At 30.6% G+C, this 15,103-nt stretch carries 10 protein-coding genes; 4 read left to right on the forward strand and 6 right to left on the reverse strand.

What is annotated here, in order from left to right; genetic code table 11:
* Positions 1-2 precede the first annotated feature (2 nt).
* Positions 3-581, reverse strand: a complete 579-nt coding sequence (locus tag BC952_RS06550; RefSeq protein WP_121364980.1) for a non-canonical purine NTP diphosphatase — start codon at positions 579-581, stop codon at positions 3-5.
* Between the two features lie 1,007 nt (positions 582-1,588).
* A complete protein-coding gene (locus BC952_RS06555) occupies positions 1,589-3,097 on the reverse strand; it encodes an FMN-binding glutamate synthase family protein (RefSeq protein WP_121364750.1) in 1,509 nt (502 codons plus the stop codon).
* A gap of 173 nt (positions 3,098-3,270) precedes the next feature.
* Here BC952_RS06555 and BC952_RS06560 point away from each other — a divergent pair, with 173 nt between their 5' ends.
* Positions 3,271-5,652, forward strand: a complete 2,382-nt coding sequence (locus BC952_RS06560) for a hybrid sensor histidine kinase/response regulator (RefSeq protein WP_121364981.1) — start codon at positions 3,271-3,273, stop codon at positions 5,650-5,652.
* Here BC952_RS06560 and BC952_RS06565 read toward each other — a convergent pair.
* From BC952_RS06565 to BC952_RS06575, 3 genes are all read right to left on the reverse strand, one after another.
* Positions 5,649-6,434 carry an NYN domain-containing protein gene (locus tag BC952_RS06565; protein WP_121364751.1) on the reverse strand — a complete coding sequence of 262 codons (786 nt, stop codon included), beginning with the start codon at positions 6,432-6,434 and terminating at the stop codon, positions 5,649-5,651. The two genes, BC952_RS06560 and BC952_RS06565, sit on opposite strands and share 4 nt — an antisense overlap.
* Positions 6,435-6,496: 62 nt before the next feature.
* Entirely contained in the window at positions 6,497-7,057 is a 561-nt protein-coding gene (locus tag BC952_RS06570) for a GDYXXLXY domain-containing protein (protein WP_121364752.1), read from the reverse strand.
* Complete coding sequence (locus tag BC952_RS06575) at positions 7,047-8,330, reverse strand: DUF2157 domain-containing protein (RefSeq protein ID WP_121364753.1); 1,284 nt, start codon at positions 8,328-8,330, stop codon at positions 7,047-7,049. The genes BC952_RS06570 and BC952_RS06575 overlap by 11 nt, the downstream gene beginning before the upstream one ends.
* A 287-nt stretch (positions 8,331-8,617) precedes the next feature.
* On the opposite strand from BC952_RS06575, the gene capB reads away from it, so the two are divergent.
* The 3 genes from capB to BC952_RS06590 all read left to right on the forward strand — a co-directional run bounded on the left by capB (position 8,618) and on the right by BC952_RS06590 (position 13,902).
* Positions 8,618-9,880: a cysteate-C-fatty acyltransferase gene (gene capB / locus BC952_RS06580; RefSeq protein ID WP_121364754.1), complete on the forward strand. Its 1,263-nt coding sequence runs from the start codon at positions 8,618-8,620 to the stop codon at positions 9,878-9,880.
* Between the two features lie 632 nt (positions 9,881-10,512).
* Entirely contained in the window at positions 10,513-11,265 is a 753-nt protein-coding gene (locus BC952_RS06585) for a GLPGLI family protein (protein ID WP_121364755.1), read from the forward strand.
* A gap of 336 nt (positions 11,266-11,601) precedes the next feature.
* On the forward strand, positions 11,602-13,902 hold the full coding sequence (locus BC952_RS06590) for a hypothetical protein (RefSeq protein ID WP_121364756.1): 2,301 nt from the start codon (positions 11,602-11,604) through the stop codon (positions 13,900-13,902).
* Between the two features lie 74 nt (positions 13,903-13,976).
* Here BC952_RS06590 and BC952_RS06595 read toward each other — a convergent pair whose 3' ends face one another.
* Positions 13,977-15,095: a GTP cyclohydrolase gene (locus BC952_RS06595; protein WP_121364757.1), complete on the reverse strand. Its 1,119-nt coding sequence runs from the start codon at positions 15,093-15,095 to the stop codon at positions 13,977-13,979.
* Positions 15,096-15,103 lie beyond the last annotated feature (8 nt).

A 15,103-nucleotide genomic window follows, 5' to 3' on the forward strand; every position in this document is an offset into this window, starting at 1 on the left:
AGTTATTTAGTCTCTTTCAAGAAAGTGATCAATTGTTGTGTCGCTTTTCCTCTGTGACTGATTTTATTTTTTATATCTAATGATAATTGGGCGAATGTTTCAGGAAATCCTTCTGGCTGAAAAATAGGATCATAGCCAAAACCTTGATTTCCAATTTTTTCTAAAGTAATCTCACCTTTTGCAATTCCTGTAAAAAGGTGTTGTTTTCCGTTTAAATTTAGTGCAATCACCGTTTTAAATTGTGCTTTTCTATTATTTTTATCTAATAAGGCCACTAATAATTTATTCATATTATCATCTGCATTGCGTTGTTCGCCAGCATAGCGAGCGGAGAAAACACCCGGTTCGCCATTCAAAGTGTCCACTTCTAGTCCTGTATCATCAGCAAAGCAATCATATCCAAATTTTTCAGTAACATAATTTGCTTTTTGGATTGCATTGCCTTCAATAGTATCAGCTGTTTCTGGAATATCTTCAAAACAACCAATACTCTCTAAACTCACAATGGTTATAGTTTCAGGAAGCATGCTTTGTAATTCCTGGATTTTATTTTTATTATTAGAAGCGAAAACGAGTTGCATTTTTTTAGTTTTAATTTTCAAATATACATTTTCTATATCTTAAGGGCTCTTATGTAAACGTTTTTTATTTATCAAATTTTAAATTTGAATTGTTCGCATTAAAAATACACTTCATAAAAACAGGTGTATCTTAAAATGCTGAAAACCAAATTGCTAAATAAAGGTTAAACTAATGGTTTGCAGTGGTTTATGTATGTTTTATATCTATCTTTGAGTATAGTTTTGATTGATCACTTGAATAATTCGCCAGTGTATGGTGATAATATTCAGATAGTCAATTGTACTGAACGGTAGAGTTGATAATGATAAATCGAAATTAACAATTGGAGGTCTTTAACAAGACCTCCTTTTTTTATGTCAATATCGTATAATTACTCTTATGATCGATCCATAGTAACTGACCAGAATGAGTTGATATATTGATTGTGATTCTTTTAATGTTTAAAATAAGCAGGTTGATAATTAGTTAAAGTGTTTATTTTAAGTTTGTTATAGATGTAAATAGTCTTATCTTTGAATATGATTTTGCTTTGTTCTTGAATATAGCCATCTGCAAAGAGTAGCGTATTTGATAGTTAGTTGTATCGAAAGATTCAAGCTGATAATAACAAACCAAAGTCTAAACTGGAGGTCTATAAAAAGACCTCCTTTTTTTATGCTTGTATACTAAAATCTTATATTTGGTTAGAATAGCTTTCTAATTCAATTTTCAGAAAATAGAGCTACTTGAATTCAGATGTATCAACTTCTTCTGAAAGTAATATTATATCACCATTTATAACCTACAAATGAATATGTTAATTTATTTATAAATACCTGATTATCAATATATTTGACTGGTTAAAATTGTATCTTTGATTGTGGTTTTGATTAATTACTTGAGAATGTTAATTTCATAATGAGATTAATAACTCATAATTGACCATATCAGTAACGGTATGAGTTAGTATTGGTAAATCAGAATTACATTAGGAGATCCTTTAAAAAGACCTCCTTTTTTGTTAATGTTAGTGTTTTCTAACACTTTTTAAATTATCAGGAAAATACAAATCTGATAAATGAGCAAATTCATCACCTCGCATAAATATATTAATATCAACTTCAGCAAAATTATTTTTACCTGCTGCTGCAAGAAGTTCGTTAGCCGAGTGTAAAGTGTTTTTATGAAAATGATAAACGCGTTCTGCTTTATCAGTTACAACTAATCCTTTCATCAGCATTTTGTCTTGTGTAGCAACTCCTGTAGGACATGTGTTATTATGACATCGCAACGCTTGAATACAACCTAAAGAAAACATAAATCCACGTGCGCTATTGCAAATGTCAGCACCAAGTGCAACTGCTCTTAGAATGTAATAGCCAGATATAATTTTGCCACTGCAAATGATTCGGATTTTGTCTCTAATCCCAAAACGAACTAACGTTTTATTAACAAAAATAAGCGCTGGCTCAAATGGCATTCCTACACCATCGGCAAATTCTAACGGGGCAGCGCCTGTTCCTCCCTCGGCACCATCAACGGTGATGAAATCAGGGAAGCAGTTTTGAGCAATCATTTCCTGGCAAATCATTTCAAATTCTCGGGTATCTCCAATGCATAATTTAAAACCAATTGGTTTTCCATTAGACAACTCACGTAATTTTGCTATGAAATCTATTAAACCTTTAATGTCTTGAAAAGCCGAATGGCTTGGTGGCGAAAGTATTGTTGTATGTGGTAAAACACCTCTTATTTTAGCAATTTGAATCGTATTTTTTGCTGCAGGAAGAACACCTCCATGACCTGGTTTTGCGCCCTGTGATAATTTGATTTCTATCATTTTTACTTCTGGTAAATTTGCTTTTTCAGTAAATCTTCCTCCATCAAAACCACCTCTGTCATCGCGGCAACCAAAATATCCAGTTCCTATTTGCCAGCATATATCGCCTCCTTTTTGATGGAATTGGGTTAATCCTCCTTCTCCGGTATTGTGATAGAATTTTCCTTGCTGTGCTCCTTTGTTGAGTGCCACGATAGCATTTTCGCTCAAGGAACCAAAACTCATTGCAGAAATATTTAGTAATGAAGCTGAGTATGGTTGCGTGCAGTCAGATCCACCAATTAAAATGCGAGGAAGCTCTTCATTGACTATTGCGGGAAAAATAGAATGTTTGATTCCTTCATAATGGGGCTGGTTTAAATTTAGTTGTGTTCCAAAAGGAGTACTGGAGTCAATGTTTTTAGCTCTTTGGTACACAAGTGAGCGCTCGTTTCTTGAAAAAGGTTTTCCATCTGTGGAACGTTCTATAAAATATTGTTGAATCTCGGGTGCTATCATTTCAAATAAATATCTAAAATAACCCAGAACTGGAAAATTTCTCAAAATAGCATGTTTGTGTTGCGAAGCATTTGCAAAACCCACTATTAATAATACAATCAATATGACCATAAATAGCAATCCAATATTGAAATAGTAATAAATTACTGCGTTAATAATAAGTGCGGATATTCCTAAAACGAAAAATTTTTGTCTCATTGTAAAGTTGTTTTAGCCCCTAAAATACTAAGAATATTAATATTATATGATTTTAGTGCTATTATTTGAAAGGAATTGTTTTGTTTCACAAAAACATATAAAATTGTGGCGTGATTGAAAACTAAAATATTCTACCTAACGTATATATGTTGCTTAATCACAATTTATTAAACATGAGTCAAAAAAACTACAAACAGATTTGTGCTATTTTGAAATTATTATTTTTCATCTTGTTCTTTTCAAACACTTATTCGCAATATGTCTTTAGCAGTGATACAATTCCTAAAGAAATTTCTTTGCATAATCACGCCACAATTGCAGATGTTGGGCAAAGAAATTTGGATATAAACTATGTTATTGCCAATTATAAAAATCTGAATCCCATAAAACTTATTACTGAAAATGATGATTTAGGTTTTACTCAAAATCATTTTTGGTCAAAAACAGAAATAAAGAATCTAACCAATTCAAAATTAAATTATTATCTGGAAACCGCTCGGCCTATAACGGATTTAGTAGAATTATTTATTGTAGATGTGGCCTCAGGAAAAATAACTACCAAGATTAGTGGAGATAATATGGCGTATTCCGAACGTAGTTTTGATAATCGCAAGACTATTTTTAAAATCGAGATAGCCCCAAAATCCAATTTGCAATTATTCTTGCATCTCAAGAGTGACGGTGAAGTAATAAAAATGCCATTAAAATTATATTCGTCGGAAAGTTTTATAAAATCAGTTTCACAAGAGCAATTAATTTTTGGGATTTTTTACGGAATTTTAGCAATAGTATCCATCATTTATTTCTTCTTTTATTTTGCTTTACGAGAAAAAACATTCCTGTATTATAGTTTGTATGTAATTTTTATCGGCTTAATGCAATTTTCTTTAGATGGCTATTTCTATGAGTTTGTAACGCCCCAAGGTGGCTGGTTTTCTTTACGGGCTGTATTGTTTTTTGCTATGATTGCCGGTTTTTTACTAGGAAAATACAGCGAAGTTTTCTTGAATATAAAAAGATATAATAGGACTATTTACATTCTTTTTAATGTCGTTTATATGTTAGCTTTTGTATTAATAATTTTCATCCTTTTCGTTCCGTCAGCTTTACCCATAAGTTATCCCTTGGCAAATGTATTAGGGTTGTTGATTCTGATTCTAATTATTACCTCGGTTATTTATTTGTATTATAAAAAAAAGAAAGTTGATTCGTTTTTTACTGTGGGTATCTTCTTTTTAATCATGGGTTTTGGAATATTTATTCTCAATAATTTTGGTCAAATCCCCAATTCATTTTTAACGGAAAATAGTTCGAAATTAGGGACTGGATTTGAGGTTGTTTTTCTTTCACTTTCGATGGCGAATTTGATTCGGAATTTAAAAAACGAGAAAAACGAACTCAATCGACTGGCTTTGATTCGCTCGGAGGAAATGAATGATTTGAAATCCTATTTCTTGTCGAATATCAGTCATGAATTGCGAACGCCACTGAACGCTATTATGAATTTAATTGATTCTATTTCTAATGAAGTTCAGGATGATAAAATTAGAAAAAATTGCCAAATTATAAAGTACTCTTCTCATAGTTTATTAAGCTCTGTGAATGATATCTTAGACTTTTCTAAAATCGAGAAAGGAGAATTAAGACTCGAAAAGAACCAATTTGATCCTGTGCAGGTTCTGGAGAATTTAAAGAATAATGCTATCAATAGAGCCGAAGATAAAGGATTAGCATTTCAGTTTTCTAAGTCAGGTACTTTTCCTGATTTAGTAATCGGGGATGTTAATCGATTGGTTCAGGTTGTGAATAATGTATTGAATAATGCCATTAAATTCACTTCGACAGGATTTGTAAAGTTTAATATTGATAGTGAACTTAAACCTAACAATAAAGCCAGTTTAATTTTGACTGTTTCAGATTCTGGTGTTGGTATTCCAAAAGATAAAATGGAAAGTATTTTTGACTCTTTTTCTCAAAATAATATTGATAATAAGCGAAAATTCGGTGGACTTGGTTTAGGACTTTATATCGTGAAGACTTTGGTCGATATGCAAAACGGAACTATTGAAATGGACAGTAAAATCAACGAAGGGACGACTTGCGTTATTATAATTGATTTTGCAGTTTCAGCAGAACAGAAAAAGGTTGAGGCTCCTTCTAAAGTTGTCGTTTACGATTTGGGAGGGAAATCCATTTTAGTAGTCGAAGACAATCCCATCAACCAAATGGTGATAAAAATGATTACAAAGAAATGGCTGAATACAAAAGTGGTTTATGCCAATGATGGTCAGGAAGCATTGGAAGCTATGAAAATAAATCAGTTTGATATCGTATTAATGGACTTGCAAATGCCAATCATGGATGGTTATGAAACAACAATTGCTATCAGAAATGGTGAAGCTGGAGTGTACAGCAGTAATATTCCCATTATTGCGGTTACCGCCGATGTTATGGAAACTACAAAAGAGCGTGTTAAGCAAATAGGAATGAATGATTATTTGTCTAAACCAATAAAGAGAGAAACTCTATATGAGGCGGTTAAGAAATTTGTTTAACTAAAACGCAATCGTACATAAACGTGTTTGATTCCTTTTTTATCGGAATCTCTTTCGTCGATTTCTAAAATATCAGTTAATGATTTTAGCATTGGTGTTAATTTAGAAAAGCCATAATTTCTTGGATCGAATTCCGGTTTTCTCTTTACGATTAGGTTTCCTACATCTCCAAGAAATGCCCAGCCATCATCATCACATATGTCTTCTATGGAAGTTTCAATAAGTTCTATTGTATCTGAATCTATTTTGTTTAATGATTTTTCAACGGGTTTCTCAATAGGTTTTCCAACAGGTTTTTTAGTGTCTGAAGTACGCTTTTTTGCTTTTTTCTTAATTGCGCCATCTAAAACTTCGATATAAATGAAACGGTCGCAAGCTACAATGAATGAGTTTGGTGTTTTTTGCTCCCCAATTCCAATAACTTTCATTCCGGATTCTCTTAGTCTAATTGCTAAACGTGTAAAATCAGAATCACTGGAAACGATACAAAATCCATCTACTTTATCAGAATACAATAAATCCATAGCATCAATAATCATCGCGGAATCCGAAGAGTTTTTCCCAACCGTATAACTGTATTGTTGAATAGGAGTAATGGCGTGTTCCAGCAAAACACTTTTCCAGCCGCCAGCATTTGGTTTAGTCCAATCGGCGTAAATCCGTTTGGTGGTGGGTGTACCAAATTTAGCAATTTCTTCCATCATTCCTTTGACATTGCTGTATGGAACATTGTCAGCATCAATGAGAACGGCCAATTTTAATTCTATAGTATCTTGTGACATTTTGTAATGTTGTTAATTTTCGTACTTGAAAGGTACAGATTATTCTTTTGAATTGTATTTTTTTATTTTTTGGATGCCAAATCTTTAATGGAAACTTCATTGATACGAACATCTTTCAGCACCGCTTCTCCATTTTTTACAGATACTAAAGCGTATGTTTCGTTTTTCTTTTTGATAGAGAATTCCTGATAGATTTTCTCGGCTTTTTGCGCAATATCTTCATTCAGATAATACCGATTGAAAGGAAAGTCAATTATTATTTTGGAGTTTGGATATCCTAAACTAATTTTCGTTTTAATATACGATTCGTTATTTTTTGGTCTAATTTTAGAAATAGAACGGACTTTGGCAAACCCATTTTTGTCAGTAGTGAGTGTTGCAAAAACCGTTTCACCGCTACGCCATTTATGATTGTTTTGCACCGTGATTTCTCTTTCTTTAAAAAATAAAGTGATGTATTTCCCTCTAAACGGATCGTAAGGGTCAATGGGAGCCGTCTGGAATTTGAATTCGGTTCCAGTTTTCATGATATCTTCCTGATCGAATATCATTTGCAATGGAACGTAAAATTGAACGATAACAACCAATATGAAAATTAGGAGTGTGATTTTCTTATTTTTCATTTCTATTTCTTTTTTTAAGGATGAAATAATTAGCTAAGAAGAATCCTAAACCAATCATTATAAATAGAATCCCTCGAATGACAAAACTTAAATCCGTATCGAAAAAACGACACGTAATAAGAATAGTAATAAGGAGTAATCCAAAATTCAATATTCCCAGATGATTTAATTTAATGCCTCGTTTGACCTCGAAGATGCCAATGAATAATACGATTGCATTGGCCACTATTGAAAACTCATAGCCGCTAATAAGAGGAAATATATTCATCAAGAATACAAGTTCTAAAAGAGGAATTTCCTTAAAATTTGTGGGGCTATTTCTTTTGTAAAAGAAAAAAGCAGCGATTAATGTAAGTAGAAAGGCAGTTATGAATTCTATCGAAAGCAATGTTTCTGAAATTGAATCCGTTTTGTAAAAAGATTTATCCCAAAACCATTTAAAACTGTACAGGAGCAACAGATAAAGTATTCCTAGTTTTCCAACGATGAGAAAGCTGTTATTCTTTAATTTCTGCTGGTCAAAGAATGACGTTTTTCCAATGAAATAAAAAATCGTGAACAAACTCATGTAACTCAAATGCAGTAAATGACCATTTTTATGGGCGATAGTACCGAGGCAAATTACAATTGATACAGCAATAAACCAGTTGTGAAACAGTGTAAAATTGCTTTGAGCTTTGGTTTTTAGCAGTATATAATAATGCGGAGCGATTCCTAAAAGCAGTAACCAATACAAAAAAGAATGAGTGCTTGGATAGGTAAAGTAATTAGCATTACAGCCATAATACGTAATTCCTGCAATATATAAGAGTGAAACGATAGAGGATTGAAGCAGATAAACCAGTGGTAAACTCAATAGCATCCAAGAAATAATAAAGGAATTAATATCTCCCGGAATATTATAAACCTGAGCGACTAATGAAATACTTGCGCCAATGGCAAAGAATAAAAAAACGGACGAAGTTTCTTTCCAAGCAGTGCTTTCAGATTTTTTTAAAATAGAATAACCACATAATAACTGACCTATAAGAAGCGGAAGGAACGACAGGATTATTTTAGTTAATCGGGAAAGATTGTCCCAATTGTGAGCGAAAATAAGAATAATTCCAAGTCCAACAAGTATAGCTCCCAAAATTCCAAAAATAGAAGAGAGTCTGTTATGATTTTCTTCCTTTTTTTGGTGGAAATATTCACGTATTTTTTCGGCGGTTTCTGTAGTCACTACGTTCGCTAGGAGTAGTTCTTCCAGTTCATTTGTTATTTTGTCAGACATAAACTATGTTTCTATGAATCAAATATACAATGTTTATCATTGAAAACGACTCGAAGCTTCCGCTTTAGTACAATCCTTTTTAAGTTCGATTAGTTGATTTTGTATTGTCATGTAAAGAAATCACGCACTATTTCATAGTCTCACAAATCATATATTATACAGCAGAATTTAGTTCTAATGAGACAATAACATAAACCCTGAAAAATAAATTTGCTTTCAAGTCCATTATAAAATTTAAATAATTATTTTTGCAACTTCTTAAAATTAAAATTATTACTTGATATATTATGGTAAAAGATTTATTCGAAAGGATTCAAAACAATAAAGGACCGTTAGGAAAATGGGCTTCGCAAGCTGAAGGTTATTTCGTTTTTCCTAAATTGGAAGGTGAGTTGGGTCCAAGAATGCAGTTTGGTGGAAAAGATATTTTGAATTGGAGTTTGAATGACTATTTAGGTCTTGCTAATCACCCGGAAGTGCGTAAAGCAGATACGGAAGCAGCAGCACAATACGGTGCAGCTTACCCAATGGGAGCGCGTATGATGAGCGGTCACACTAAATATCATGAGCAATTAGAGAATGAATTGGCAGCTTTTGTAATGAAAGAGTCGGCGTATTTATTGAATTTTGGATACCAAGGAATTATGTCAACAATTGACGCTTTGGTCACTAAAAATGATGTAATTGTATATGATGTAGATGCGCATGCTTGTATTATTGACGGAGTTCGTCTGCACATGGGAAAACGTTTTACATACCGTCATAATGATCTTGCCAGTATGGAAAAAAACTTGGAACGCGCTACAAAATTAGCTGAAGTAACTGGAGGAGGAATTCTTTTTATTACAGAAGGTGTTTTTGGAATGCGTGGACAACAAGGAAAATTGAAGGAAATTGTTGCCATGAAGGAAAAATTTAATTTCCGTTTATTGGTTGATGATGCACATGGTTTTGGAACACTAGGAAAAACGGGTGCCGGAGCAGGTGAGGAGCAAGGTTGTCAAGACGGGATTGATGTTTATTTCTCTACTTTTGCTAAATCTATGGCTAATATTGGTGCATTTATAGCGGCTGATAAAGACATTATAGATTATTTGAAATACAATTTACGTTCTCAAATGTTTGCAAAAGCATTGCCAATGATTCAAACAATTGGATCTTTGAAACGATTAGAATTGTTGCGTAATCACCCAGAATTAAAAGATAAATTATGGGAAAATGTAAATGCGTTGCAAAACGGATTGAGAGAGCGTAATTTCAATATTGGAGATACAAATACATGCGTAACTCCAGTTTACCTTGAAGGAAGTGTACCAGAAGCAATGATTATGGTAAATGATTTAAGAGAAAACTACGGTATTTTCTTATCGATTGTAATTTATCCTGTAATTCCAAAAGGAATTATCTTGTTGAGAATGATTCCTACAACGTCTCATACTTTATCAGATGTTGATGAAACATTAACTGCTTTTGAAGCCATTCGTGAGAAACTTGAAAATGGAACGTACAAAGAAATCGCAAGCAGAACTACGGTTGATTTGGACGCTTAAAATCATGTTCTAAAATTATAAAAACCATCTGTTGTATTAAAAACAGATGGTTTTTTAGTTTTTACATCTTTTTCAATTAATAAAATGAATCATATTTTATATTGTTTAATTTGTTATTTTGTGTATCATTTTCAGAAAATTTTTATAAAATATTTTTAAATATACTTGCTTAAGTGTTTTTTTTTTAAAATATTTACTTATTAATAATAAATAACTTACTTAAAAACTTAAAACAAATGAAAAAATTAATTTTTAGTGCTATTGCAGTTGTGGCGTTTTCTTTATCAACTTTTGCAAATGAATCTAAAGTTTAAATTGCAGAAGATCATGTTGAAACAAAAACTGCATTAATTGATCGTTCTGGCTCTTATACCTATGTTGATTCCTGTGGTGACGAATATAGTATTAGTTGGACTTGTACTGGTGTTTGTAGTACTACAAGTGTTATAGAAGCACTTCAAGCATGGGAGGAAGAAAATACTTGTGGAGCAGGTGGTACTACAAGCAACTGGCAGTAGTAGGTAAATGAAATTTAGTAGTTGCTAAATTCAAGTTTATAAAATTCAATTTAATATTACTTTTAAACAGAAGGCTGTAATACAATTCAAGACAGCCTTTATAATTTTATTTTTATGAAATATTTTTTCATTTTTTTATTTTCAAATCTTATTTTTTCTCAGAAAGCGGATGGTTATATTGATTATCAATACATTCATAAAGTAGATCTAGTTGATAAAGCTAAAATTAGAAAAGCACAATTTAGAATTTTTTTTACGCCAAGCAAAACTTTCGCTTATGATCTTAACAAGTATAATAGAAGTCTTGAAATTGCGAAGCAATTGGGTGATCAAAATCCTGAATTTAAAAATGAAAAAAATCAAATTAAACCCAATGATTTTATAATTATAGATTTACAAAAACAAATTTATAACTCATTTGAGTATAAAAATAGTAGCTATTTAGTAAAAGATACTGTACTACAAGATTGGACTATTTTAGAAGATAAAAAACTAGTTTTAAACTATAGTTGTCAAAAAGCAATCACTACTTTTAGAGGTAGAGATTATGAAGCTTGGTTTACTTCTGATATACCTGTACCATTTGGGCCATGGAAATTTAATGGTTTACCTGGAGCCATTTTGTCTGTTGTTGATAAAACGGGAGATGTAGAATTTAGTGCTATAAAAATCAATACTGCACAAGTTGACAATATAATTGAAGAACCATTATATTATGAAGAGGTTACCAAAGAAAAATTAGCTGAAATTAATGATAACTATACGAGTCAAATTAATACTAATTTTATGGTGACCAAAAATGGAGAACAATATGCACCAGTTCCAAAAATTAAAAAGAAAATAAATAATCCAATTGAATTACAATAATCAGTTGATAATGAAATTGTTTTATAGTTTATTCTTTATCTTTTTTTCATTTTTTTTTTTAGTTTAACTTTCGCACAAAATGTTACGATAACTGGTAAAGTTAGTTACTTAGACATTCCAGCGAACGATGTTTTTTTATACATTGTTCAAAAAGATAATAGCACTATAAAAAAGTTTACAAAAACTAATGAAAAAGGTGTTTTTAGTTTTGAAATTCAAAAAAAATTTTTTACAAATCATGAAATTCTTGTAAAAAGCTTACGTTACGAAACTATTACTTTTCCACTACTTCAGACTCAACTTTTTTATGAATTTAAACTTTCTGAAAAAGTAAGGGTGTTAGATGAAGTTATTATAAAAAGAGATTTACTTGTTCGCAAACAGGGTGATTCTATTAAATATAAACTTAAAGATTTTACAAATCTTAACGATCGAAAATTAGAAGATGCTTTAAGAAATATACCCGGATTAGAAATTGATGGCAATGGAACCATTAAATACCAAGGTATGTCATTGTCTAATTTTTATATTGAGGGTGATGATATTTTGTCTAAAAATTATAAAATTGCAACGCAAAATTTTAACACTGAGGTTATTGATGAAATACAAATACTCGAAAATAACCAACCTATTAAATTATTGCAAGGGAGAGTAATTCCAAAAAATGCAGCACTTAACTTAACATTAAAAGAGGAATATAAAAATATTTGGATTCATAATTTAGATGTAGGATTAGGTGTTCCAAATCTTTACAAAATGAATTATTTCAATACACTTATTTCCAAAAAAATAAAAGTTATCAACGTATTGAAATTTAATAATGTAGGCCAAGATCTTAGTACTATGTTTGCAAATACCGACTTTAGTGATGTTTTTAATAAGTTTGATCTGAATTTTAGAGAAAATATACTCTCCGTATCCAATACCTCATTACCTCCGTTGAGTAAAAATAGATTTGAAAACAGAGTATTCGCAGCTAGTACAAATACATCATATAAATTGAATACTAATGTGGATTTTAAAACTAATACTATTTTTTATAATGATTACAACCCATATAAAGTAAACAGTGCTACAACTTTTAATAATGTTGATACAGCAATTGGTTACATTGAAAATAATAGTTTTTCAAAAAAAGGCAATTACTTTATTCAAAATAGTATTCTTAGAAAAAATACAAATACTATTTATTGGACTAACGATTTTAAAGCAGAATTTTACAAGGAAAAAAGTTATTCTGAACTAAAAAATTCAAATAGTACTCAGGATCTTAATAATCATTTGATTCAGTTTATAAATAAATTTAATGCGATAAAAACAATAGTAAATACACTATTTAATTTTAATTCGTATTTATATGTTGGTAGTCTTAAGGACGAATTAATTATTAGGAAAGGGATTTTTCCTAATTTATTAAACGATAACAAAGACTATTTTTCGACAAATCAACTCATTAATAATAGGATTTTCTTTTTTAAGAATTTAGCAAATTTTAGTTACACTAAAAATTTATGGAAATTCCAATCAGAACTTGCAAATATATTTTCAAATAGAGACATTAATACAGACTTGTCACTAACACAAAACAGTGGTGATGTAACAATATTGCCAGAATATTTAAACCAGAACAATACAATATTTAATAAAACATCTGTTTTGGCAAGAATAATTTTGAAAAAAGAACAGCTAAAATGGGAATCTTCTTTTGTGCCAACTTATTATACTTTTATTTCGCTAACGAACAAAAATGTATTTTCGAAAGTATTTCAAACCGAAGTTGAACAAAAATTTGGTAGAGAAAACTTGTTCAATATTGAATATTCATTTAACAATGTTCCAACAAATGTTCTTGATAATTATGAAAATTATTATTTACAAAATTTTAGAAGTTTTTACAGAAATCAATTAGATTATTTTCAAACAAATAGTCATAAAATAGCTTCAAGACTTGTTTTGCAGCGCACATCAAAACTCCTTTTTATCAATTTAGATCTTGAGAAAACTTTTAACCAAGCAAATTTTATAGGATCTAATAGTTTTTCTTCTGCATCAAATAGATTTGAATATATTTTATTTGAAAATTATAACGAAAAAACTAAAGACGTTCTTGGAATATCAAAGTATTTTTTTACCTTAAAATCAAATTTTAAAATAAATGTGAAATACAATTTAGTTGTTCAAAATCAACTTAATAACGATGTTTTAATTCCTTTTGAAAACGAAATTCAAGAAATCCGATTTAATTTTAATCCTAAATTTTTTAAAACAATTGGTTTTACTTCTGAATATTCTTTTCAAAAGAACACAAATAAAAATAAAATCACTGGGTTTAAAAACCAAGTGATTTTTCATTATAGTAAAAATAACTTTGATGTTAATTTTACAGAAAACTGTTCGCTTAGACTTTCAAACGAGTTTATACAGTTTAGAAATCTTAGCAAGAATGCAAACCATTATTTAGACGCCTTCTTAAGTTATAAAAATCCAAAATCTAAATTTTCATACGAATTAAAGTGGTCTAATATCTTAAATAGAGACAGATATATTATTCAAAATAATACAGAATTTATTTCAAGCGAGATAGCTTTTTTTATCAGGCCTCAAAATTTATTGTTAACGATGTATTATAAGTTTTAAATAGAAACTCTAACTAGTGTGGTTTTTAACTAATACATAATCATCTGTTTAAAGAATTTCTTGAATCATATTTTTTATAATTCTTTTTTAAAAGTGCACCTGCGTTTATGAACTATAGGATTAAAATGTTTCCATAAATTATGAATGGCCAGATTGTCAGCTAATTCAGGGGTTCGGAAGCAATTAATAATTCCTTTTTCTTTAAAAGTTTCGTAATATTCTTTAAAGATGATTGCTGTAACTGCTTTATTTTGGTACTCAGGGAGAACACCAATTAGATAGAAAAGTACATCTTTGCTTTGTTTTTTTGCTCTAAGCAAATGCAGAAATCCAAACGGAAATAATTTTCCTTTTGATTTTTGTAACGCTTCTGAAAAGGAAGGCATTACAATGCTAAAAGCAACAATGTTATGGTCTTTATCTTCTACAAACTTTATGAATTCAGGATTGATGAAACTGATGTATTTTTTCTTGAAATATTCTTTTTGCGTGTCTGAAATAGCTACAAAAGAGGATAAAGAAGCATAAGACTCGTTGAATAAATCAAACATTTTGTCCACATGAGGCATTACTTCTTTAGTAGTTTTGAAATTAAGTGGACTCAATTGATATCTTCGTTTTACCAAATCATTTGCCTTTTCAAAAAATTCAGGCTTTACGTTTGCAAAAGGAAATTTACTTTCTATATATTCTTTCTCTTTCACATAACCTAATTGCTCAAAGTGAGTGGCGTAATATGGATTATTATACCAAGTAATCATGGTTCCCATTTCGTCAAAACCTTCGGTCAGAACACCTACTTTATCTAGATTTGAAAAGCCCATTGGACCTTCAACATATTCTAAATTGTTTTTTCGACCTAGTTCATATACTTTTTCTAAAAGTGCTTTGGTAACTTCAATGTCGTCAATAACATCAAACCAGCCAAAACGGACTTTCATCTTTTTTTGGTCATTCACTTCGCTCCAATTGATGATTGCAGCGATTCTACCGACTATTTCAGTGTTTTTTTTTGCAACGTAAAAATATGCTTCTGCAGTCTCAAAAGCAGGATTTTTAGTTTTGTCAAATCCTTCGAGTTCTTCGGCAATTAATGGCGGAACCCAATTTTTATTGTTTTTGTATAAAGAAAAAGGAAATTTGATAAAATCAGTTAGTTCACTTTTTGTTTTGGCTTCTTTTATAGTAATCATTGTGTTTT

It is taken from the genome of Flavobacterium limicola, assembly GCF_003634755.1.
Classification (GTDB): Bacteria; Bacteroidota; Bacteroidia; order Flavobacteriales; family Flavobacteriaceae; genus Flavobacterium; species Flavobacterium limicola.